At 64.7% G+C, this 21658-nt stretch carries 23 protein-coding genes; 15 read left to right on the plus strand and 8 right to left on the minus strand.

The features are described 5' to 3' along the window. Both serA and aroA read left to right on the plus strand, forming a co-directional pair. Entirely contained in the window at positions 1 to 1596 is a 1596-nt protein-coding gene (gene serA / locus ACSSV4_RS00350; RefSeq protein WP_454272649.1) for a phosphoglycerate dehydrogenase, read from the plus strand. Between the two features lie 82 nt (positions 1597 to 1678). Beyond that, positions 1679 to 3025, plus strand: coding sequence for a 3-phosphoshikimate 1-carboxyvinyltransferase (gene aroA / locus ACSSV4_RS00355; protein WP_454272650.1), 1347 nt, complete (start codon positions 1679 to 1681; stop codon positions 3023 to 3025). Positions 3026 to 3053: 28 nt separating this feature from the next. On the opposite strand, the gene ACSSV4_RS00360 is transcribed toward aroA, so the two are convergent. The 3 genes from ACSSV4_RS00360 to dapA form a co-directional block, all read right to left on the minus strand. Further along, a complete protein-coding gene (locus tag ACSSV4_RS00360) occupies positions 3054 to 3434 on the minus strand; it encodes a hypothetical protein (protein WP_454272652.1) in 381 nt (126 codons plus the stop codon). Between the two features lie 88 nt (positions 3435 to 3522). Further along, the gene (locus ACSSV4_RS00365) at positions 3523 to 4752 is read right to left on the minus strand and encodes a glycerate kinase type-2 family protein (RefSeq protein WP_454273373.1); all 1230 of its coding nucleotides are present in this window, start codon (positions 4750 to 4752) and stop codon (positions 3523 to 3525) included. A 39-nt stretch (positions 4753 to 4791) separates the two neighbouring features. Further along, positions 4792 to 5667 (minus strand): 4-hydroxy-tetrahydrodipicolinate synthase, encoded by an 876-nt coding sequence (dapA, locus tag ACSSV4_RS00370; protein WP_454272654.1) that lies wholly within the window; start codon positions 5665 to 5667, stop codon positions 4792 to 4794. Positions 5668 to 5819: 152 nt separating this feature from the next. Between dapA and ACSSV4_RS00375 the strand changes: the two genes are divergently transcribed. Continuing rightward, positions 5820 to 7772 (plus strand): transglycosylase SLT domain-containing protein, encoded by a 1953-nt coding sequence (locus ACSSV4_RS00375; RefSeq protein ID WP_454272656.1) that lies wholly within the window; start codon positions 5820 to 5822, stop codon positions 7770 to 7772. Here the strand turns inward: ACSSV4_RS00375 and ACSSV4_RS00380 are convergent. Together ACSSV4_RS00380 and ACSSV4_RS00385 are read right to left on the minus strand one after the other, a co-directional pair. After that, positions 7769 to 8200, minus strand: coding sequence for a VOC family protein (locus tag ACSSV4_RS00380; protein WP_454272657.1), 432 nt, complete (start codon positions 8198 to 8200; stop codon positions 7769 to 7771). The genes ACSSV4_RS00375 and ACSSV4_RS00380 overlap by 4 nt on opposite strands. Beyond that, positions 8197 to 9225 carry an NAD(P)/FAD-dependent oxidoreductase gene (locus ACSSV4_RS00385; RefSeq protein WP_454272659.1) on the minus strand — a complete coding sequence of 343 codons (1029 nt, stop codon included), beginning with the start codon at positions 9223 to 9225 and terminating at the stop codon, positions 8197 to 8199. The genes ACSSV4_RS00380 and ACSSV4_RS00385 overlap by 4 nt, the downstream gene beginning before the upstream one ends. A gap of 63 nt (positions 9226 to 9288) precedes the next feature. Between ACSSV4_RS00385 and mnmD the strand changes: the two genes are divergently transcribed. The 5 genes from mnmD to ACSSV4_RS00410 all read left to right on the plus strand — a co-directional run bounded on the left by mnmD (position 9289) and on the right by ACSSV4_RS00410 (position 13032). Next, the gene (gene mnmD / locus ACSSV4_RS00390; protein ID WP_454272661.1) at positions 9289 to 9966 is read left to right on the plus strand and encodes a tRNA (5-methylaminomethyl-2-thiouridine)(34)-methyltransferase MnmD; all 678 of its coding nucleotides are present in this window, start codon (positions 9289 to 9291) and stop codon (positions 9964 to 9966) included. Further along, the gene (locus ACSSV4_RS00395; protein WP_454272663.1) at positions 9963 to 10829 is read left to right on the plus strand and encodes a DMT family transporter; all 867 of its coding nucleotides are present in this window, start codon (positions 9963 to 9965) and stop codon (positions 10827 to 10829) included. The genes mnmD and ACSSV4_RS00395 overlap by 4 nt, the downstream gene beginning before the upstream one ends. A gap of 146 nt (positions 10830 to 10975) precedes the next feature. Then, positions 10976 to 11404 (plus strand): hypothetical protein, encoded by a 429-nt coding sequence (locus ACSSV4_RS00400; protein ID WP_454272665.1) that lies wholly within the window; start codon positions 10976 to 10978, stop codon positions 11402 to 11404. A 409-nt stretch (positions 11405 to 11813) separates the two neighbouring features. Further along, positions 11814 to 12140: a hypothetical protein gene (locus ACSSV4_RS00405; RefSeq protein WP_454272667.1), complete on the plus strand. Its 327-nt coding sequence runs from the start codon at positions 11814 to 11816 to the stop codon at positions 12138 to 12140. A gap of 112 nt (positions 12141 to 12252) precedes the next feature. Continuing rightward, positions 12253 to 13032, plus strand: coding sequence for a transporter (locus ACSSV4_RS00410; RefSeq protein WP_454272668.1), 780 nt, complete (start codon positions 12253 to 12255; stop codon positions 13030 to 13032). A 15-nt stretch (positions 13033 to 13047) separates the two neighbouring features. Here the strand turns inward: ACSSV4_RS00410 and ACSSV4_RS00415 are convergent, their stop codons facing one another. Both ACSSV4_RS00415 and ACSSV4_RS00420 read right to left on the minus strand, forming a co-directional pair. Beyond that, on the minus strand, positions 13048 to 13641 hold the full coding sequence (locus ACSSV4_RS00415; protein ID WP_454272670.1) for an HD domain-containing protein: 594 nt from the start codon (positions 13639 to 13641) through the stop codon (positions 13048 to 13050). Positions 13642 to 13670: 29 nt separating this feature from the next. After that, positions 13671 to 14588: an FkbM family methyltransferase gene (locus ACSSV4_RS00420; protein WP_454272672.1), complete on the minus strand. Its 918-nt coding sequence runs from the start codon at positions 14586 to 14588 to the stop codon at positions 13671 to 13673. A gap of 157 nt (positions 14589 to 14745) precedes the next feature. Between ACSSV4_RS00420 and ACSSV4_RS00425 the strand changes: the two genes are divergently transcribed. The 3 genes from ACSSV4_RS00425 (at position 14746) to ACSSV4_RS00435 (ending at position 17061) form a co-directional block, all read left to right on the plus strand. Further along, positions 14746 to 15060, plus strand: coding sequence for a hypothetical protein (locus tag ACSSV4_RS00425; protein ID WP_454272674.1), 315 nt, complete (start codon positions 14746 to 14748; stop codon positions 15058 to 15060). Between the two features lie 71 nt (positions 15061 to 15131). After that, positions 15132 to 16520 (plus strand): adenosylhomocysteinase, encoded by a 1389-nt coding sequence (gene ahcY / locus ACSSV4_RS00430; protein ID WP_454272676.1) that lies wholly within the window; start codon positions 15132 to 15134, stop codon positions 16518 to 16520. A gap of 199 nt (positions 16521 to 16719) precedes the next feature. Beyond that, positions 16720 to 17061 (plus strand): DUF2853 family protein, encoded by a 342-nt coding sequence (locus ACSSV4_RS00435; protein ID WP_454272677.1) that lies wholly within the window; start codon positions 16720 to 16722, stop codon positions 17059 to 17061. 60 nt (positions 17062 to 17121) lie between these two features. Here the strand turns inward: ACSSV4_RS00435 and ACSSV4_RS00440 are convergent, their stop codons facing one another. After that, on the minus strand, positions 17122 to 17595 hold the full coding sequence (locus ACSSV4_RS00440) for a MarR family winged helix-turn-helix transcriptional regulator (protein ID WP_454272679.1): 474 nt from the start codon (positions 17593 to 17595) through the stop codon (positions 17122 to 17124). Positions 17596 to 17845: 250 nt separating this feature from the next. On the opposite strand from ACSSV4_RS00440, the gene ectA reads away from it, so the two are divergent. Genes ectA through ACSSV4_RS00460 form a run of 4 tightly spaced genes read left to right on the plus strand, consistent with a single transcriptional unit; the run spans position 17846 to position 21577 of the window. Further along, positions 17846 to 18364, plus strand: a complete 519-nt coding sequence (ectA, locus tag ACSSV4_RS00445) for a diaminobutyrate acetyltransferase (protein ID WP_454272681.1) — start codon at positions 17846 to 17848, stop codon at positions 18362 to 18364. A 50-nt stretch (positions 18365 to 18414) separates the two neighbouring features. Then, positions 18415 to 19707 (plus strand): diaminobutyrate--2-oxoglutarate transaminase, encoded by a 1293-nt coding sequence (gene ectB / locus ACSSV4_RS00450; protein WP_454272682.1) that lies wholly within the window; start codon positions 18415 to 18417, stop codon positions 19705 to 19707. Positions 19708 to 19712: 5 nt separating this feature from the next. Continuing rightward, positions 19713 to 20105, plus strand: coding sequence for an ectoine synthase (locus tag ACSSV4_RS00455; protein ID WP_454272684.1), 393 nt, complete (start codon positions 19713 to 19715; stop codon positions 20103 to 20105). Positions 20106 to 20140: 35 nt separating this feature from the next. Beyond that, on the plus strand, positions 20141 to 21577 hold the full coding sequence (locus ACSSV4_RS00460) for an aspartate kinase (protein ID WP_454272686.1): 1437 nt from the start codon (positions 20141 to 20143) through the stop codon (positions 21575 to 21577). Positions 21578 to 21658 lie beyond the last annotated feature (81 nt).

Here is a 21658-nt window from a genome sequence, read left to right on the forward strand (position 1 = left end):
ATGGCTCCCAAGGTTCTCGTCTCCGACAAACTCTCTGAAACCGCCGTGCAGATCTTTCGCGATCGCGGCATCGACGTGGATTTCCAGCCCGACCTCGGCAAGGACAAGGACAGGCTGGCCGAGGTGATCGGCGAGTATGACGGCCTGGCGATCCGCTCCGCCACCAAGGTCACGGAAAAGATCCTCGCCAATGCACATAAGCTCAAGGTGATCGCGCGGGCAGGCATCGGCACCGACAATATCGACAAGGCGGCGGCCTCGAAAAAGGGCGTGATCGTGATGAACACGCCCTTCGGCAACATGATCACCACCGCCGAGCACGCCATCGCGATGATGTTCGCCGTCGCGCGGCAGATCCCCGAGGCGTCAGCCTCCACGCAGGCCGGAAAATGGGAAAAGTCGCGATTCATGGGCGTAGAACTGACCGGCAAGACGCTGGGCGTTATCGGTGCAGGCAATATCGGCGGCATCGTCTGCGACCGCGCGCGCGGGCTGAAGATGAAGGTGGTGGCCTATGACCCGTTCCTCGGTCAGGAAAAGGCCGACAAGATGGGGGTGGAGAAGGTCGAGCTTGAAGACCTGCTCAAGCGTGCCGATTTCATCACCCTGCATGTTCCACTCACCGATCAGACGCGCAATATCCTGAGCCGCGAGAACCTGGAGAAGACCAAGAAGGGCGTCCGCGTCATCAACTGCGCGCGCGGTGGGCTGGTGGATGAGCAGGCCCTCGCCGATCTCTTGAAATCGGGCCATGTGGGGGGCGCAGGCTTTGATGTGTTCGCCGAGGAACCCGCGACGGAAAACCCGCTTTTCGGACTGCCCAACGTGGTCTGCACCCCGCATCTGGGCGCGGCCACCACCGAGGCGCAGGAAAACGTCGCCCTGCAGGTGGCCGAACAGATGTCGGATTACCTGCTGACGGGCGCTGTGACCAACGCGCTCAACATGCCCTCGGTGACAGCCGAAGAGGCCAAGGTCATGGGGCCGTGGATCAAGCTGTCGGATCACCTGGGCAATTTCATCGGCCAGATGACCGACGAGCCGATCAAGGCGATCAACATCCTTTACGATGGTGTGGCAAGCGAGATGAACCTCGGCGCGCTGACATCTGCCGCCGTGGCGGGGATCATGAAATCGGTGAACCCCGAGGTGAACATGGTTTCCGCCCCCGTCGTGGCCAAGGAGCGCGGGGTCAAGATCAGCACCACCAAGCAGGACAAGTCGGGTGCCTTTGAGGGCTATATCAAGATCACCGTGGTCACCGACAAGCGCGAGCGGTCGATCGGCGGCACGGTGTTCAGCGATGGCAAACCGCGCTTCATCCAGATCAAGGGCATCAATATCGACGCCGAGATCGGGCAGCACATGCTCTATACCACCAATGAGGACGTGCCGGGCATCATCGGTACCTTGGGCCAGACCATGGGCGATCACGGCGTCAATATCGCCAACTTCACCCTCGGCCGATCTGATGCGGGCGGCGAGGCGATCGCGCTGCTTTATGTCGACGCGCCGGTACCCGAGACCGCGATCAAGGCGCTGCACGCGACGGGGAAGTTCCAGCAGATCCGCCCGCTGCAATTCGACATGGGCTGAGCAAAACCCAAGAGCGATGGACGAGGTCGCCTGCCTGCGCTATCAGGCAGGCGATTTCGCGTTTTGCAGGAGACCGCCGCCCATGTCCGGCCACGCCACGCCCGTTCCCATGACTTCGCACAGATCCGGGCCTCTCAGCGGTCAGGCAGATGTGCCGGGGGACAAGTCGATCTCGCACCGCGCGCTTATCCTCGGCGCACTCTGCGTCGGCGAGACGGTGATCACCGGGCTTCTGGAGGGCGAGGACGTTCTGGATACCGCCAAGGCGATGCGCGCTTTTGGGGCAGGGGTGACGCGTGACGAGAGCGGCACATGGCATGTGCATGGCGTCGGCGTGGGGGGCTTTGCCGAGCCCGAACAGGTGATCGACTGCGGCAATTCCGGCACCGGGGTGCGGCTGATCATGGGGGCGATGGCGACCTCGCCGATCTGCGCCACCTTCACCGGCGACGCGAGCCTCAACAAACGGCCGATGGCGCGCGTGACCGACCCTCTGGCGCTCTTTGGCGCGCAGGCGGTGGGGCGCGCGGGGGGCCGGTTGCCGATGACCGTGGTGGGTGCCGCCGAGCCGGTGCCGGTGCGCTACGAGGTGCCTGTGCCCTCGGCGCAGGTGAAATCCGCCGTATTGCTGGCCGGGTTGAACGCGCCGGGCGAAACGGTGGTGATCGAAAAGGAAGCGACCCGCGATCATACCGAACGCATGCTGGCCGGGTTCGGGGCAAAGATCGTCACGGAAAAGACCGAGGAGGGCCGTGTCATTACCCTGACCGGGCAGCCGGAGTTGCGCCCGCAGAGCATCGTCGTGCCGCGCGATCCCTCGTCGGCGGCGTTTCCGGTCTGCGCGGCGATCATCACGCCCGGCTCTGATGTGCTGGTGCCCAATATCGGGCTCAACCCGACGCGCGCGGGCCTCTTCACAACGCTGCGCGAGATGGGGGCCGGTCTGGAGTATGAGAACCTGCGCGAGGAAGGCGGCGAGCCGGTGGCCGACCTGCGCGCGCGGTTTTCACCCGATCTGCGGGGCGTCGAGGTGCCGCCCGAGCGCGCCGCGAGCATGATCGACGAATATCCCGTCCTGTCGGTGGTGGCGGGTTTTGCGACCGGCCAGACAGTGATGCGCGGCGTCAAGGAATTGCGCGTCAAGGAAAGCGACCGGATCGAGGCGATGGCGGCTGGGCTGCGCGCAGGAGGTGTGACCGTCGAGGATGGCCCCGACTGGTGGATCGTGCATGGCTTGGGGCACGGCAATGTGCCCGGTGGTCAGACCTGCGCCAGCCATCTCGATCACCGCATCGCGATGTCGTTCATGGTGATGGGCATGGCCACGCAACACCCCGTCAGCGTCGATGACGGCAGTCCGATCGCCACGTCCTTCCCGATCTTCGAGCCGCTGATGGCGACACTTGGTGCGGATATCCGGCGCGGCTGACCGCGCCTCCTGCAAGCCTTGAGCGGCGCTATTCCAGTTGCCGTCCCTTCTGCACCGTGAACGGCTCCAGCCGGTCGCCATTCACCCAAGCGTAGCCGCCCTCGTCGGTGCGGACCATGGCATACGGCGTCCAGCCGGTGCTACGCCACCAGCTTTCATACTCGTTGGTGTCCGGGTTCACGCGCCATTTTCCCTCATCGCCTTCCCCGCCATCGGGGACATACAGGGTCGTCCCGTCAGTGGCGAAATACTGGCGATAGGCGGTGCCCGACCAGCTGCCGGAAATCGTGTTGCCTGCCAACAGCGTTTCGATCTCAGAGGCGCTCAGCCGCGTGGGGGCGGCGAGGGCGGGCAGGGCGGCGGCCACCGTCACGGCGGCGATGGTGGCAAGAAGGAAACGGCGCTTCATGCGAAAACTCCTTTCAAAACAAAGGAAAGTATCGCAAATTCCGGACTTAATAGCGACTCTAAACTTGAATCCCTTCGCCGACCTCGCGTCAGAGAGGCGCAATCAGGATGGCGCGAAAGTCGTTCACATTGGTCAGGGTCGGACCGGGAACGACCTGATCGTCAAGCGTCGCAAAGAAGCTGTGCGCGTCGTTCCGGTCAAGCGCAAGCTGCGGATCGGCCCCGCGTTTGGCGGCCTCGGTCAGCGTCTCGGGATGGATCACCGCGCCCGCCACCTCTGCCGCGCCGTCGACACCGTCGGTATCGCAGGCGATGGCATGGATGCCCGGTGCGCCATCGAGCGCCAGCGCCAGTGCCAGCGCATATTCCGCGTTGGGTCCGCCCACGCCGTCGCCGCGCCGCGTCACCGTCAACTCACCGCCGGAGAGGAGCAGCACGGGGGCCGCACCGGGTGCGAGCGCAGCCTGAACCGCGCGCGCTTCGGCGGCATGGGCACGCGCAATAACGCGGGCCTCGCCTTCCAGCGCGTCGCCGAGGCTGCGCACCTCGATGCCGTCTTCGCGGGCGATTTCGGCGGCGGCCTCCAGCGATTGGGCGGGGGCGGCGTAGATCACGTTCTCGACCCGCGACAGGCGCGGATCATCCGGTGCGATCACGCTGGTGGGCGCATCCAGCACCGCCTGCGCCGAGGCGGGCAGGTCGATGCCGAAGGTCGCCACGATCTGCCTTGCGTCTTCGGGTGTCGAGGCCTCGCCCACGGTGGGGCCGGAGCCTATCATCGCCGGGTCGTCGCCCGGCACGTCCGAGATCATCAGCGCCAGCATCCGGGCCGGATAGGCGGCGGCGGCCAGCTGCCCGCCCTTCACCCGGCTGAGATGCTTGCGCAGCAGGTTCATCTTGCCGATGGGCGCGCCCGAGGCCAGCAAGGCGGCGTTGACGGCCTGTTTCTCGGCCAGTGTCATCGTACCCGCGGGCTGCACCAGCAGTGACGACGCCCCGCCGGAGATAAGCGCCAGCACCATATCTGCCTCTCCAAGACCCGCCACGAGGTCGAGCATCCGCGCTGTGGCCTGCATGCCTGCCGCATCGGGCACCGGATGCGCGGCCTCGACGATCTCGATGCCCTTGCAGGGCCGCCCATAACCGTAGCGCGTGATCACCAGCCCCTCGCAGGGGCCATAGACGGCCTCGACCGCCTCGGCCATGCGCGCGCTCGCCTTGCCCGCGCCGACCACCACGAGCCGCCCCTCGGGGCGCGGCGGCAGGTGGGCGGCGAGGCTCTGCATCGGGTCGGCCACGGCCACCGCCCGGTCGAACATCACGCGCAGAAGAGGCAGGGGATCGCTCAACGGGAGAGCCTAGTTGATCAGTCCGGCGTGGCGCATGCCGTCCTCGACCAGCACCTTGACCGGATCGCTCAGGCCCACCAGCGGCGTGCGCACCTCTTCGCTGCACAGCCCGAGCCGCGACATGGCGTATTTCACGCCGACCAGCCCCGGCTCGGTAAAGATCGCACGATGCAGCGGCATCAGCCGGTCCTGCAATTCGAGCGCAGTGGCATAGTCGCCCGCGAGCGTCGCCTCCTGCACCTGCGCCACCAGTTTCGGCGCGACATTCGCGGTCACCGATATGACACCGACACCGCCCTGCGCGTTGAAGCCGTGCGCGGTGGCGTCCTCGCCGGAGATCTGGATGAAATCCTTGCCGCAGGTCAGCCGCTGTGCGCAGACCCTTGCCAGATCGCCGGTGGCATCCTTGACGCCGATGATGCGCGGCAGCTTGGCCAACTCTCCCATCGTATCGGGCATCATGTCCACGGCTGAGCGACCGGGAATGTTGTAGATGATGATCGGCAGATCACAGCACTCGTGCAGCGCGGTGAAATGCGCGATCATGCCGCCCTGCGTGGGCTTGTTGTAATAGGGCGTCACGACAAGGGCGGCATCGGCCCCGACCTTTTCGGCATGCTGCACGAAGCGGATCGCCTCGAGCGTATTGTTCGACCCCGCCCCGGCAATCACCGGAATACGGCCCGCGGCAGCGCGCACGACCTCTTCGACGACGGTCTCGTGCTCTTTATGGGTCAGCGTCGGGCTCTCGCCCGTGGTGCCCACGGGCACAAGGCCGTGGCTGCCTTCGCCAATATGCCACTCGACGAGTTTCTTGAGCGTGTCCAGATCCAGCTCGCCGTTCCTGAACGGCGTGACCAGGGCAGGAAAAGATCCTTTGAACATGACACGCTCCTTACGTCTTCGGTTGCGGACCCGGTCAGCGGTGATCCGGGTGGCCATCGGCGGCGTATCGCGCAGTATCGCGTGCATCATCATTGGACGCGAGCGCGCAGGCCCTCTAGGCTGGCGTCGTCTATCCTTCGCCATGACGGGAAATGCAAGAGATGTTGCGCGCGCTCACGCTGGTTTTCGGGCTGGTTTTCCCGGTTTTCGCCGCTCAGGCGGTGGATGTGCCGCGCATCGCCCCACGCCCGCTGGCCAGTGCGCTCGACGCGATGCAGGGCGACCGGTGGGCGGTCGCGGCGCGGCTGGCGGCGCGTGACGGTCGGGCAGCGGCAGACCTGATCGAGTGGTACCGCCTGCGCGCAGGCGAAGGTGAGCCGGACGAGATTCTCGCCTTTCTGGAGCGCAACGCGCATTGGCCCGGCCTCGATTACCTGCGCCGCCAGAGCGAGCAGGCGATGACCCATGCCGGTTTCGATGACGTGCTGACGTTTTATGATGGCTACCGCCCGCAGACCGGCACCGGCGCGCTCAACCTCGCACGCGCCCTGCTGGCACGCGGACGGCAGGGCGAGGCCGAGGTGGGCGTGGTTCTGGCCTGGCGCACCCTCGATCTGAGCACGGCGGAGCATGACGATTTTCTGCGCGAGTTCGGTGATCTTTTGCGCCCGCATCACGCCGCGCGGCTTGAGATGGCGCTCTGGCGAGGTTTGCGCGATGTCGAGGACATGCTGCCGCTCGTAAGTGCCGAGACCCGCGCGCTGGCCGAGACGCGCGGCACGGTGAAACGCGGCGAGACGGAGGGGCTGACCGAGGCAGAGCGCCGCAACCCCGGCATCGCGTTCGAGCTTTTTACCCGGCATCTGAGCAACGCGCCCGAGGAGGCGATTGCCGTGCTGCTGCGCCAGAGCCGGATCGAGGACGGTCTGGGCGAACCCGAGCGATGGGCCAGCTGGCGCCGTGCGCTCGCCCGGCAGAAGATGCGCGCGGGCGAGCCACAAGTCGCCTATGATATCGCTGCCGTGCATCAGCTGGTCGAAGGGGCGAATTACGCCGATCTCGAATGGCTGTCGGGCTATCTCGCGCTGATCCATTTCGACGCGCCGGATTTGGCGCTGGATCATTTTCAACGGTTCCGCGCGGCGGTCGGCACGCCGATCTCGCTGGGGCGTGCCGGATATTGGATCGGCCGCGCGCAGGAGGCTTTGGGCGACACAGAGGCCGCGCAATTGACCTATGCCGAGGGGGCGGCCTATCAGACCAGCTTCTATGGGTTGCTCGCGGCAGAGAAGGCGGGGCTGCCCGTCGATGACAATTTGCGCGGCACCGAGGCGTTTCCGCCCTGGCGCGATGCGGCCTTCGCCCGGACCGATCTCCACGAAATCGGCACGCTTGCGCTCAGCATGGGCGACCTTGAGCTGGCGCGGCGCTTCTTCATCCATCTGGCGAACAGTCAGGACCGCACCGGGCTCGGCCAGATGGGGCAGATGCTCGCCGACCTGGAACAGCCACACCTTCAGGTGATGCTGGGCAAGGCGGCAGCAGAGCGCGGGATCGTGGTCGAGGCGCCCTATTACGCGCTCCACCCGATGACCGGGATGGACCTTCCCGCCCCCATGGAATTGGCCCTCGCCATCGCCCGGCGCGAAAGCGAATTCAACCCGGTGGTGGTCAGCGGCGCCGGGGCGCGTGGCCTGATGCAACTCATGCCCGGCACCGCGCGCGACATGGCGCGCGACCTGGGGCTGGGTTACGACCCGGCGGATCTGCTGAACGAACCAGTCTACAACGCGCGGCTGGGTGCGGGGTATCTGGCACAGCTTACCGCGCGGTTCGATGGCAACATCGTGCTGATGTCGGTGGGGTATAACGCAGGCCCGGGCCGCGCCGCGCAATGGATCGAGACCTATGGCGATCCGCGCGGGAAGGGCGCGCATGAGATCGTCGACTGGATCGAGCATATCCCCTTCCGCGAGACCCGCAATTACGTGATGCGCGTGGCCGAAAGCCTGCCTGCCTATCGCGCCCGACTGGGCAAGACGGCCCTCCCGGTGCCGTTTTCCCAAGAACTGGCGGGGCGCGGCATTGGCGCGGCGGAAAACTAGGGCCGAACCGGATCGGCAATCGGCGTCGCGATCTCGATAAGGTTGCCGTCCGGGTCGCGCAGGTAGAGCGACAGGATCGGCCCCGTAGCCCCGGTCCGGCGCACCGGCCCCGCCTCGACCGTGACACCGCACGCGGCCAGATGCGCCTGCCACGCGACCAACGGCACATCGCTGAGAAAACACAGGTCCGCCGTGCCGGGCAGGGCGCAGGCGGCCTTCGGCTCGAACTCGGCTCCGGCGGGGTGCAGGTTGATCTTCTGCTGCCCGAAGCGCAGCGCCCAGCGGGCGGATCCGGTCACGGGTTGAAACCGCTCGGCCTGCATGCCGAGCATGTGCTCGTAAAAGGCGATCGTGGTCTCAATATCCGACACCGTCAGCACCAGATGATCCAGCGCGCTCAGGCTCGGTCGTGCCGGTCCGACCGTCACAGCGACGCCTCCGGTCTGAACCCATCCGGGATGCGATCTACCCCGTCGAGCACCAGGTCGGCCATCACCTCGCCCACCTTGGGTGCCATGCCGAACCCGATCTTGAAGCCGCCATTGGCGATGAACGTGCCCGGCTGCAGCGGATGCACCCCCAGCATCGGCGCGCGCGAGCGTGTCCGGGGCCGCGCGCCGGCCCAACGCTCCAGCACCCGCGCACCGCCGAGCGCAGGCACCGCCGCGCAGGCCCGCGCGATCACCGCGTCCAGTTGCGCATCGGTGCTTGTGGCGTCGTCATAGTCGCGCTCCGAGGTCGAGCCGACGGCCGTGGTCCCGTCCTCATGCGGCACGATATGCACCGTATCGGCGAAAAGCTGCGGCAGGTCGCGCGCGTCGAAATCCAGCACCGCGCCCTGACCCTTGACGCCGTTGCCCACCTGCCGGGAATGCCCCGCGTTCAACGCCTCCAGCCCCGCGACGCCCGTGGCCCAGAGCACCCGGCCCGCATCCGGCCCCTCGCGCAGCACCTCGCAGCCGCGCGCGCGCAGCGCCGCCACCAGTGCTGCACAGGCCCGGCGCGGATGCAGCCGCGCGCTTAGCGTGTCGCGGATCACATACCCGGTGGGGCTCTCCGGGCACCACGCGCCGCCTGCCGCCTCCACGCGCCACTCCGCCTGCCCCTGCCACAGCGTCGCCGCGCTGGCCTCGCGCGCGCGGGCCAGCGCCAGCCCCGCCTCGTCCATCACCGGCTGCACCCGGCCCAGCCGCGCATAGCCCGGCGAGACGCCCCCGGCCTCGGCCACCCCGGCCCAGAACGGCCCGGCCATGATCAGGCTCTCGAATTGAAACGCCTTCTTGTCGTTCCAGTTCTCGGGCACATGCGGGGCCAATGCGCCGACCACCCCGCCCGAGGCCCCGGCACCGGGGCCAAACGGGTCGATCACCCGCACCCGCGCACCCCGCCGCGCGCAGGACCAGGCCACCGACAGCCCGAAAATTCCCGCACCCCTGACCGTGATATCGACCATTGCCAATCCCCTTGCCGCGCGCCATGGTCGCGCGCATTCGCCCCCGTTCTAGAGGATCGCCGCATGCAGGACCATCCCGCTGACCTTGCCTGGCGTGACGGCGATGTGCCGGTCTCGACCCGCTTCGACGATCCCTATTTCAGTCTCGAAAATGGCCTCGCCGAGACCCGCCATGTCTTTCTTGAGGGCAACGGCCTGCCGGCCCGGTTCCGCGACGGCTTCCATATCGCCGAACTGGGCTTCGGCACCGGGCTGAACCTGCTTGCGACACTTGCGGCATGGCGCGCCGCTCAGGCCCCCGGACGGCTGCAATTCACCTCCTTCGAAGCCTTTCCGATGGCTCCTGACGACATGCGCCGCGCGCAAAGCCGCTTTGCGGAACTTGCACCGGTCGCCGCGGACCTTGCCCCCTGCTGGCAGGGCCAAACGCAGGAAATCACCCTGCCGGACCTGCATTTCACGCTGATCACCGGCGATGCCCGCGACACGCTAAAGCCTTGGCCGGGCACGGCGGATGCGTGGTTTCTCGACGGCTTTTCCCCCGCCAAGAACCCCGAACTCTGGCAGCCCGAACTGATGGCCGAAGTCGCCCGCCACACGGCACCCGGCGGCACGGCGGCCACCTACACGGCAGCGGGTTTCGTGCGCCGAGGGCTTGAGGCGGCGGGGCTTTCTGTTACCCGTCAGGCGGGATATGGTCGCAAACGGCACATGACCGTCGCGGTGAAAGGCAAGGCATGACAGTCCAGAATACCCGGCTCGGCATCTGGCTGATGGTGCTGACCACCTTCATCTTCGCGGCGCAGGATGGCATCTCGCGGCATCTGGCAGGCGAGTACAACGTCTTCATGGTGGTGATGATCCGCTACTGGTTCTTCGCCGCCTTCGTGATCACCATCGCCACGCGCAAGGCGGGCGGGCTGCGCAGCGCCGCCGCCACCTCGCAGCCCCTGATGCAGGGCTTTCGCGCGCTGCTGCTGGTGGCCGAGATCTGCGTGATGATCTACGGCTTCACCCTCCTCGGTCTGGTCGAGAGCCACGCGGTGTTTGCCGCCTACCCGCTTCTCATCGCCGCCCTCTCCGGCCCAGTGCTAGGCGAACGCGTTGGCTGGCGCAGATGGGTCGCCATCGCCGTCGGCTTTGTCGGCGTGACCATCATACTCGAGCCCGGCTTCGGCGTGTTCCAGCCCGCCGCCGTAGTGCCGTTCATCGCGGCGCTGATGTTCGCCCTCTACGGGCTGCTCACTCGGTTCGTGGCAAGGCGCGACAGCGCAGCCACCTCGTTCTTCTGGACCGGAACAGTGGGCTCGGTCGCAATGACCGCCGTCGGCGCCTGGTTCTGGGAACCGATGACCGGCCCCGACTGGGTCTGGATGGGGGCGCTCTGCATCACCGGCGCGGCGGGGCATTACACGCTGATCAAATGCTACGAGGTGGCCGAGGCGAGCGCGGTGCAGCCCTTCGCCTATCTGCAACTGGTCTTCGCCAGCACCCTCGGTATCCTGGTCTTTTCCGAGACCATCCGCCTCAACGTGGCAGTCGGCACGGCGCTGATCGTGGGGGCGGGGCTCTTCACCCTCTGGCGGCAACGCCAAAAGGGCTAGGCCGCCGCACCCGCAGGCTTGACGAAAATCGCATCGCTGGCTAACCTTTTCCTGCGCGGTCACTTCATTACTCGCTCCCGCGCCTGATTTTGGACCAGACCGGCCATTAGGCCCGGGGATTTGATGTGTTGAGCATAGGCGCACTCATGGCAGGTTTGCGGAAGGTCGGTATCGCACCGGCCCTTCTGATCCTGCTGCTCAGCCTGCGCGTCGCAACCGCCGCCGCCGTCGAGTGTCAGCACGAGCTGGCCGATGCCGCCCGCGCCGCCGAGCGCGCGCAAGAGGCGCTGCGCATCGAGGCGCTGGCACTGGGTGGAGAGCTGTGCCTCGTCGAGGACCATACCGCAGAGCCCGGCCCGACCGAGGCGGCGCATGATCACGACGGCCCGCATCTCGGCACGCCCTGCCCGTTCTTCAAATCGCCCGCCGCGCTGACCGACATTGTGGTCGACCTTGCGGCGAGGATTGTCGCCTTTTCCTACATCACGGCGCGCACTGACGTGCCCTGCGCCGCCGCGCAGCCCCCCTGCGCGGCCTACAGCCCGCGCGCACCGCCCCTGCCTGCCCAGGGATAACTGGCATGCGCGCCTGACGGGCCCACCCGTGCATCCGTTCCCCCACACAGGGGCGGCATGCATCTCCAGCGGGACATCCGGTGCGGGCTTTCCCCATTCAGGTTCTCGACCCTGACGCCCTCTCCAGCGGGCAGACGGACAGTCGCGAGCCCCGGGATGACTGGCCCGAACGGCCCATGCCAGCCCCCCTACGGCCACTCCATCCGACACGTTTTCAACAGGATTTCTGCAGGCGCTTGACGGGCCAGCCACATAGCCCGCCGCCCTGCGGCAAATCGGACCAAGGGTCTGGTTTCGACTTCACAAATTCGTGTTCATCCATATAACTATCCCGCAAAAGTGACGGGCAGGCACGCGGTTTAGTCCCCACATCAGGACAGCGTGGGCGCGCGGCGGCATATCGGTGCTGATGGCGCTGGTCCTTGCCCCGTGGGAGGCGGCCCTCCCGATGGTGATAGCGGGCACCGCCCCCGGCCCCGGCATGAGGGCGATCTGCACCGGATCGGAAATCATCTATATCCCCATCGGCGGCGACAGCCCGGCAGACCCGGTCGAGGGCGCCGCTCACGATCCCTGCCCCACCTTCGGCATCACCGCCGCGCTGAATCTGCCCGATCTCGGCGTTCCCGCCCCGACCGGGCGGCTTGTCGCCTTGATCCCCCAGGTCGGCCATCCATCCCGCGTCACGCGGCCGACGCCCCCTGCGCACCGACCCCGCGCGCCCCCCGTCGTCTGATCTGACCCTGACCCCATCATGACAGATCACCGGGCCGCCCCTGCGCGCCCGTTCTCAAAGGACGACACAATGCTCAAACGAACCCTTGACCATCCGGGTTTCCCCGGTCGAGATGACCGGCCAGATGCACATGCTGGGCGCGATGTACGACGTGAGCGAGCGGCTTAGCCTGATGGGGATGCTGCCCTATATCCGCAAATCCATGACCATGCGCACCTATGCCGGGCCCATCGGCACCACGGTGCTGGGCGAGAGCACCACGACATCGGACGGTATGGGCGATATCCGGCTCGGTGCGCTCTGGTCGCTGCACGAGGACGGGCGCAGCCGCGCAGCACTCGGTCTCGGGCTCAGCCTTCCCACCGGCTCGATCACCGAAACCGGCCAGATGCTCAGCCCGATGGGCACCACCCCCACCATGCGGCTCGCCTATTCGATGCAGCTTGGCTCGGGCACCTACGACCTGCATCCCAGCCTGACATGGGAGACCGGGCGCGGTGCGGTCAACTGGGGCGGACAGGTGCGCGGCGCCCTCCGGCTCGACCGCAACGATGCGGGCTATCGACGCGGTCACGAAGCGGCATTTTCCGGCTGGCTCAGCTATCGCGCTGCCCCTTGGCTCAGCTATTCAGGACGGGCTGAAATGCGCCACGAGGGCCGCATCCATGGGCGCGACGTACAGATCATGGGTCCGTCGCTGGGGGCCGGTACGTGCAATTATGGCGGCAATCACGTAACGCTCTACGCAGGCGCCGATCTGACACCCCGGCGGGGCGTTCTCGAGGGGCACCTGATCGGGCTGGAACTGGGGCTGCCAGTGTATCAGGACTTGAACGGCGTGCAGTCGAAGATCGACTGGGGCCTGGCGATCGCCCGGCGCAAACCTCTCTGACCACGGGTCTGCGGCTCAGCCCATTTCGGCCATCAGGGCATGATGCCGCGCGGTATAGGCGGCACGTGTCTCGGTGGGCGGACGCAGGGTGATGGTGAGGTCGCGGATGGTCTGGGGGTCGGGCGTGCCGAAGAAGCGATCCGCCTCGGCTTTGGTAAAGCCTGCGATTTCGGTGGCTTCCATCCAGGCGCTGAGCTTGTCGGCGCGCTTGATCTGCTTTTTGACACTGGCGGGGATCGTGGCAGGCAGGCCAAAGCGAATATGCACCGCCGCCGCCAGCCGCTTGTCGAGCTCATCATAGCCCGGCCCGACGGCGTTCTTGACTGGCGATATCATGTCTCCGATCACGTATTCGGGGGCATCGTGCAAAAGTGCCGCAAGCCGCCATTTGGCGGGCGCGCGCGGGTTGAGGCGGGCATAGAGCCGTTCGACCAACAAGGAGTGCTCGGCCACGGAATAGGCGAAATCACCTAGGGTCTGCCCATTCCAGCGCGCCACAAAGCTGAGCCCGTGGGCGATATCCTCGATCTCGATATCGACCGGTGTGGGATCGAGCAGGTCGAGCCTGCGGCCCGAGAGCATCTTTTGCCAGGCGCGGGGGGTGGTCATGCGGCCTCCGGATCAGGTGGTGGCTTTGACTAGCGCGACTGCGCGGGATTTGCAAAGCCCTGCGCGATCCGCGCCAGAAGCTTTGAATCCTCTCGCGCAGCAAGAAAATTGTAACCCTTGTAAGTGTCAGTCTTGCGGGCGCGAATCGTGGCGAGATCTGACATCGGGATCAGGCCGGTCTCTATCGAATAGAGCCGCATGTCGGGGTCCGAGAGCAGATGCGCGCTGACCGTGCAGGCGAGATCGTCGCCGTGATCCTCGTAGATCAGGACCGCGCCATCCGCGATGGTCCGGGTGGCACCCTCTATGGCGGCGATCTCGGCCCCCTCGACATCGAGCTTGATCAGGGCGGCGACACCCTTAGGGACCAGATCGTCAACCGCCAGCGTCTCGACCCGCTCTATACGGTCCAGTCCACCTGCAGGCATGTCCGCTTCCAGCCGGGCCGAGGCGTGGCTGAGATGGGTGTTGACGAAACGCATCTCCTCGCCCGAGCGGGCATGAATGGCAGCACGGTGCAGGGTGACATTGGGCAGGTCGCGGGCATTTCCCGACAGCTCCGCAAAGGTCTTCGCCGAGGCCTCGACCGCGATCACCTGCTCGAAATGCGGCGCGGCGCGCGTTGTCCAGTACCCCTTGTTCGCCCCCAGATCACAAAACAGCGGCGTGGCGCCCGAGGCGGCCGTCAGAACGCGGGCAACCTCGGGCTCGTAGGGGGCGCGGTAGAGCGCAAAGCGCGTCCAGTAACCGTCATTCAGGGCGATGCGGTAGGGCGGCGCCCCCCCCTCGTGCAGAAACACCGCCGTATGCGGGCCGAACACCCGCCCCAGTCCGCGCGCGAACCGGCCATAGAGAGCGCGTGTCACCGCCAGCCGGAAAAGCCCCATCAGGAGCATGTATTGCAGCCTCGCGGCAGGGCCGGTGAAGGTCAGGCGGTGGTCATTCATTCTCGCAGAGGTAGAGGCGATGCTCGGCCGGTGCCAGCCCCAAACACATGCCCCACACGCGCTTGTGTCGGGAGTTTTAATGCGGCGCGCGCGCTCAGGCCCCAGATTCAAGACATGAAACCAGCGCATCCGCGCCCCTGACCCAGGGAGAACCGCTATGTTCAAACGTCTTTGCTCCACCGCCATGATCTTCGGTGCCGCCGCCCTTGCCCCACCACACCCCGTGCAGGCGCAGGCGATATCCTGCCTGCCGCGCGCAGAATTGGTCGAACGGCTGGAAGGCCGCTACAGGGAGCATCCCGCAGGCGGCGGGCTGCAAAGCCCGCAACAATTGCTGGAGGTCTGGGCCTCGGACGAGAGCGGCAGCTTCACGGTTTTCGTGACCCGCCCAAACGGTGTGAGCTGCATCCTCGCGACCGGCCAGAACTGGACCGGCGCAGCAAGATTTCGACCTGACGGCGTGGCCGGGTAATCGTGCATTGCCGAATTGGGGGGTGAGTGCTATCTGCGTTGCAAATTTCTCATGCAAGGAGCCACTTCAAGATGGCAAAGGATTACATCGTCAAGGACATCAGCCTCGCCGCTTACGGTCGCAAGGAACTGGATATTGCGGAAACCGAAATGCCGGGGCTGATGGCGCTGCGCAAGGAATACGGCGAAGCCAAGCCGCTCAAGGGCGCGCGGATCGTCGGCAGCCTTCACATGACCATTCAAACGGCCGTGCTGATCGAAACGCTGGTTGATCTGGGGGCGGATGTGCGCTGGGCGTCGTGCAACATCTTTTCCACACAGGATCATGCGGCGGCGGCAATCGCCGAAGGTGGCACACCGGTCTTTGCAATCAAGGGGCAGAGCCTTGAAGAGCACTGGGATTATCTCGACAAGTCCTTCATGTTCGACGATGGCCCCAACATGATCCTCGACGATGGCGGCGATGCCACGCTCTATATCCTGCTCGGCGCGCGCGCCGAGGCGGGAGAAGAGATCATCCCGGTGCCTGCCTCGGAAGAGGAAGAAGCGATCAAGGCGCAAATCGCCAAGCGCATGAAGGCCAGCCCCGGCTGGTTCACAAAGGTGCGCGACCAGATCAAGGGCGTGTCCGAGGAAACCACCACCGGCGTGCACCGTCTCTATGATCTGCACAAGAAAGGGCTGCTGCCCTTCCCGGCGATCAACGTCAACGACTCAGTCACCAAGTCGAAATTTGACAACAAGTATGGCTGCAAGGAATCGCTTGTGGACGGTATCCGCCGCGCCACCGACACGATGATGGCAGGCAAGGTTGCGGTCGTGATGGGCTATGGCGATGTCGGCAAAGGCTCTGCCGCGTCGCTGCGCGGCGCCGGTGCCCGCGTCAAGGTGACCGAGGTCGATCCCATTTGCGCGCTGCAGGCGGCGATGGACGGGTTCGAGGTGACGGTGCTGGAGGATGTGGTCGAGAGTGCCGATATCTTCATCACCACCACCGGCAACAAGGACGTGATCCGCATCGAGCACATGCGCGCGATGAAGGACATGGCCATCGTCGGCAATATCGGCCATTTCGACAACGAAATTCAGGTCGCCGCGCTCAAGAACCACAAGTGGACCAACATCAAGGACCAGGTGGACATGATCGAGATGCCGTCGGGCAATCGCATCATCCTTCTGTCCGAAGGGCGTCTGCTGAACCTCGGCAATGCCACCGGCCACCCCTCCTTCGTGATGTCCGCGTCCTTCACCAACCAGGTCCTGGCGCAGATCGAGCTCTGGACCAAGGGCGATCAGTACGAGAACCAGGTCTATGTCCTGCCCAAGCATCTTGATGAAAAGGTCGCGCGCCTGCATCTTGATCGCATCGGCGTGAAGCTGACAGAGCTGATGCCCGATCAGGCGGCATATATCGGCGTCAGCCCCGATGGCCCGTTCAAGCCCGAGCATTACCGCTACTGAATAGCGCGCCTTGCGCATGATCGCGCCCGCTGGCCAATGGTCGGCGGGCGTTTTTCGCCATGGCTCCGCCTAGGGGGAGGGCACGGGCAATTTTTCCTTTGAGCGTGTAAGGACAGCCGCTATCGTGCCGGAAGCGCCATTCTCGGGGCGTGGCTGAAACACGAGACCGGTGAAACGGTCATCTATTCTGGAGGACTTCATGGGAAAGCGTGACGATCTGATTGCACAATACGCGGATGACCTGCGCAACAAATGCGGCATGCAGCCGGATATGGACCTGTTGACCAAGGTGACCATCGGCTGCGGCCCGGCAATCTACAACGCGGATGCCTCAACCGTGGCAGGCAGTCAGCCGGAAGAGCTGGAGACCGTGAAGAACAATTTCCTGATCAAGAAGCTGGGCCTCGCCGACAGCCCCGCCTTGGTGGATGCGATCAACCAGGTGTTGGAGACCTACGGGCGGTCCGAGCGCAACAAGTATCGCGCCGTGGTCTACTACATGCTGACCAAGCATTTCGGCAGGGAATCGGCCTACGGCTGATCGGCCCACGACCCGCACTAACCTCCCCCGCCCGATCTGACAGGCGATTCCTTATGCGGCTCATGCGCTGCGCAGGTCACCCGTGTCGAGAACCGGTGAGGCGTCGATGCCTTCGGCGTCGAGCATGGTCGCCACCCGTTCGAGCGAGGCGACAAGCTGCGCCTGCTCCCAATCCTCCAGCGCCTCGAACTTGCGAACGTATCGCTGTTGCAGCGCATCGGGGGCCTGACGGATGATGTCGCGCCCCTCGCGCGTGACGATGATGTTGGTCTGACGGCGGTCGGCCTGCGATTTCTCGCGCGTGACGACACCATGCTTGACCAGCTTGTCCACCAGCGCGGTGACCGTCGCCTGGCTGACCCGCATCTGATGCGCGATCTCGGTCGCGGTACAACTGCCGCGTTCCGCCACGATCTGCAGAACGCGAAACTGCACGGCTGTCAGCCCGGCGGCATTCGCCAGTTTGCGCCCATATATTTCAGTGGCACGCAGAATGCGCCGCAGCGCGATAAGGCTTTGGTCGGTGCGATCCATTTTCGTCCCTTCGGTAATCGAAGTAATGGTCGCAAAGCTGTCGCTCAATTGCAATTTTTAATCCTCCTGAGCCGAACTAATTTAGTTAGCTAATTAAATATATAGGGTGGTTTGACCATAATTTTAAGGATTATTTGGCATAATTTCGCCTAGCACGGCAAATTTTCGTCCAAGGTTGATTTTTCCGGGCGGGTGATATATTTAGTTAGCCAAAGCAAGTAGAGAGGTCATTGATCCTATGCGACATGCGATGGAAATGTTTCGCAAAGCCCTTCCAACCCTGCGCAAGCCGGCCGCGGAGGATGGCGCAGCGATCTGGGAACTGATCCAGGCGTGCAAGCCGCTGGACGAAAACTCGATGTATTGCAATCTGATCCAATGTGATCATTTCCGCGATACCTGTATCGTTGCCGAGCTGAATGGCGAGGTCGTTGGCTGGGTGTCGGGCTATATCCTGCCCGATGATCCAGAGACCTTCTTTGTCTGGCAGGTTGCCGTGTCGGAAAAGGCGCGCGGCACCGGGCTTGGAACGCTGATGCTGCGCGGGCTGCTCTCGCGTGAGAATTGCGAAGGCGTTAAGCGTCTTCAGACCACGATCACGCGCGACAATCCCGGCAGTTGGGCCTTGTTCCGCAAGTTCAGCGATTACACCGACGGCGAGCTGTCGAGCACGCCCTATTTCGCGAAGTCACAGCACTTCAATGAACAGCATGACACCGAATACATGGTGACCATCACCATGAAGGCGCGGACGAAGAAGGCGGCCTGATCCTCAGGCCCCCCGCCGCCCTGATCCCAAATCACACAAAGGAACACATCATGCCGACTGACATGTCAGCCGATCTCGCTATCTATGAACGCCGCGAATCGCAGGCGCGCAGCTATTGCCGCAGCTTCCCAACGTCCTTCGTCAAGGCGCAGGGCTCGGAGCTTACCGATGCGTCGGGCCGTACCTATATCGACTTTCTCGCCGGGTGCTCGTCGCTCAACTACGGTCACAACGACCCGGACATGAAAGCCGCACTGATCGAGCATCTCAATGCCGACGGGATCACCCACGGCCTTGATATGCACAGCGGGGCCAAGGCCGACTTTCTGACCGCATTCGAGGACATCATCCTCACACCGCGCAACATGGACTACAAGGTGATGATGACCGGCCCGACCGGCACCAATGCCGTCGAGGCGGCGATGAAGCTTGCCCGCAAGGTCACGGGTCGTCAGAATATCATCGCCTTCACCAACGGCTTTCACGGCATGACCATGGGCGCGCTCAGTTGCACCGGCAATGCCGGCAAACGGGCGGGTGCCGGAGGCGGGCCGCTCTGCGGCACCACGCATATGCCGTTTGAAGGCGCGTTTGGCGACGGCATGGACAGCCTCAAGATCATCGAAGAGATGCTGTCCAACCCGTCGAGCGGCGTCGACGCCCCCGCCGCCTTCATCATGGAGCCGGTGCAGGGCGAGGGCGGGCTCAATGCCGCGTCGCCCAACTTCATGCGCGGCATCGCCAAGCTGGCCAAGGATCACGGCGCGCTCTTCATCGTCGATGATATTCAGGCGGGCTGCGGCCGCACCGGCACCTTCTTCAGCTTTGAAGAGATGGGCATCGAGCCGGACATGATTCCAATGGCCAAGAGCTTTTCCGGCATGGGCCTGCCCTTCGCCGCGCTGCTGATCAAGCCTGAGCACGATATCTGGGGCCCGGCCGAGCATAACGGCACCTTCCGGGGCAACACCCATGCCTTTGTCACGGCGCGCGTCGCGCTGGAGAAGTTCTGGAAAAACGACACCTTCCAGAAGGAGATCGCGATCAAGGCCGAGATGCTGCGCGAAACGCTGGAGCGGATTGCCGACAACATCCCCGGCGCCCGTCTCAAAGGCCGGGGCATGATGCAGGGTGTCGATGTCGGAAATGGCGATCTGGCGGGCGAGATTTGCGCGCGGGCCTTTGAAAAAGGTCTCATCATCGAAACCTCGGGCGCGTATGACGAGGTGGTCAAGGTTCTGGCCCCGCTCACTACGCCCGAGGCCACGTTCCGCAAGGGGCTGGACATTCTCACCGAGGCCGCGCGCGACGTGACGGCCACAACCAAATACGCAGCGGAGTAACGCGAATGATCGTCAGAGACTTCAACAAGATCATCGAGGAAGAACGCAACCGGGTGGTCTCGGATGCACAATGGTCGAGCGTGCGGATGCTGCTCGCCGATGACGGGATGGGGTTTTCCTTCCACATCACCTTTCTCGAGCCGGGGTCGGAGCACACGTTCGAGTACAAGAACCACTTCGAGAGCGTCTATTGCATGCAGGGCAAGGGCTCGATCACTGATCTCGCCACCGGCGAAACCCATGAGATCAAGCCCGGCGTGATGTACGCCCTCGATCAGCATGATCGCCACATCCTGCGCGCCGAGGAAGAGCTTGTGATGGCCTGCTGCTTCAACCCGCCGGTGACCGGCAAGGAAGTGCATCAGGCCGACGGCTCCTACGCGCTAGAAGTCAGCTAACAAAGGCTCGGGGGTGCGCCCCCGGGAAGAGGTCTATGACGTTTCCAACCCATACCGTCGAGAAAATCGGCGGCACATCCATGAGCCGTGTCGCTGAATTGCTGGACACGCTCTTCATCGGCGACCGCGAGGGCGAGGCGCTCTATCATCGCGCCTTCGTCGTCTCGGCCTTTGGCGGGATCACCAACAAGCTGCTGGAACACAAGAAATCCGGCACGCCGGGGGTCTATGCCCTGTTTGCCAATGATGACGACGATCACGGCTGGCTCGACGCGCTGACCGAGGTGGGCCATGCCATGCGCAAGGCGCATGGCGACATCCTTGAGCATCCCGGCGACCGCTGCATGGCCGATGAATTCGTGCGCGAACGGATCGAGGGGGCGCGCTCGTGCCTGTTCGATCTGCAGCGGCTGTGTTCCTACGGGCATTTCCGCCTCAGCGATCACATGCTGGTCATCCGCGAATTGCTCTCGGGGCTGGGCGAGGCGCATTCCGCCTTTGTCACCACGCTGCTCTTGCAGCGCGCAGGTGTGAACGCCCGCTTCATCGACCTCAGCGGCTGGCGCGACGAGACCGAGCACACCCTCTCGGAGCGTATCGCGCAGGGCTTGGGCGACGTGGACCTCGCCACCGAGATGCCTATCGTCACCGGCTATGCACAATGCACCGAAGGTCTGATGCGCGAATTCGACCGCGGCTATTCCGAGGTGACCTTCGCCCGCATCGCGGCCTATACCGGCGCGACCGAGGCGATCATCCACAAGGAATTCCACCTCTCCTCAGCCGATCCGAAACTGGTGGGCGAGGATGCGGTACGCAAGCTGGGCCACACCAATTACGACGTAGCCGATCAGCTGTCCAATCTGGGGATGGAGGCGATCCACCCCAAGGCGGCCAAGACCCTGCGTCAGGCCGAGGTGCCGCTGCGGGTGACCAACGCCTTCGATCCCGGCGATCCCGGCACGCTGATCGACGATCAGCCAGCGGATGCGGCTAGCGTCGAGATCGTGACGGGGCTGAAGGTCGTCGCACTAGAGCTGTTCGAACAGGATATGGTCGGCGTCAAGGGCTATGACGCAGCCATACTGGAGGCGCTCAAGCGCCACAATGTCTGGATTGTCTCGAAGACCTCGAACGCCAACACGATCACGCATTATGTGCATGCCTCGCTCAAGGTGGTGCGCCGCGTGGCGCGCGATCTGGAAGAGCAGTTCACATCGGCCACCGTCTCGGCGCGCACCCTGTCTCTGGTCTCGCCCATCGGGCGCGATCTGAGCGGGCTCAAGGTGCTCAGTCGCGGGCTCTCTGCGCTGGAAAATGCGGGCATCGAGGTGATCGCCGCGCATCAGACGCCGCGAAGCGTGGATGTGCAATTCGTGCTCTCGGCCAAGGACATGGAGCCAGGCATCACCGCACTGCACCGCGCGCTGATCGAAGCCGAGGTGGCGCAGGTCCCTAGAGAGGCCGCCTGACGTGAGATCATCCGATCAAGCCGGATGATGCCAAAACGCGGGAGACATCCTCGGGCTTGACCCAAGGATCTCCACGCCGAT

Source organism: Roseovarius sp. MBR-154 (assembly GCF_053628595.1).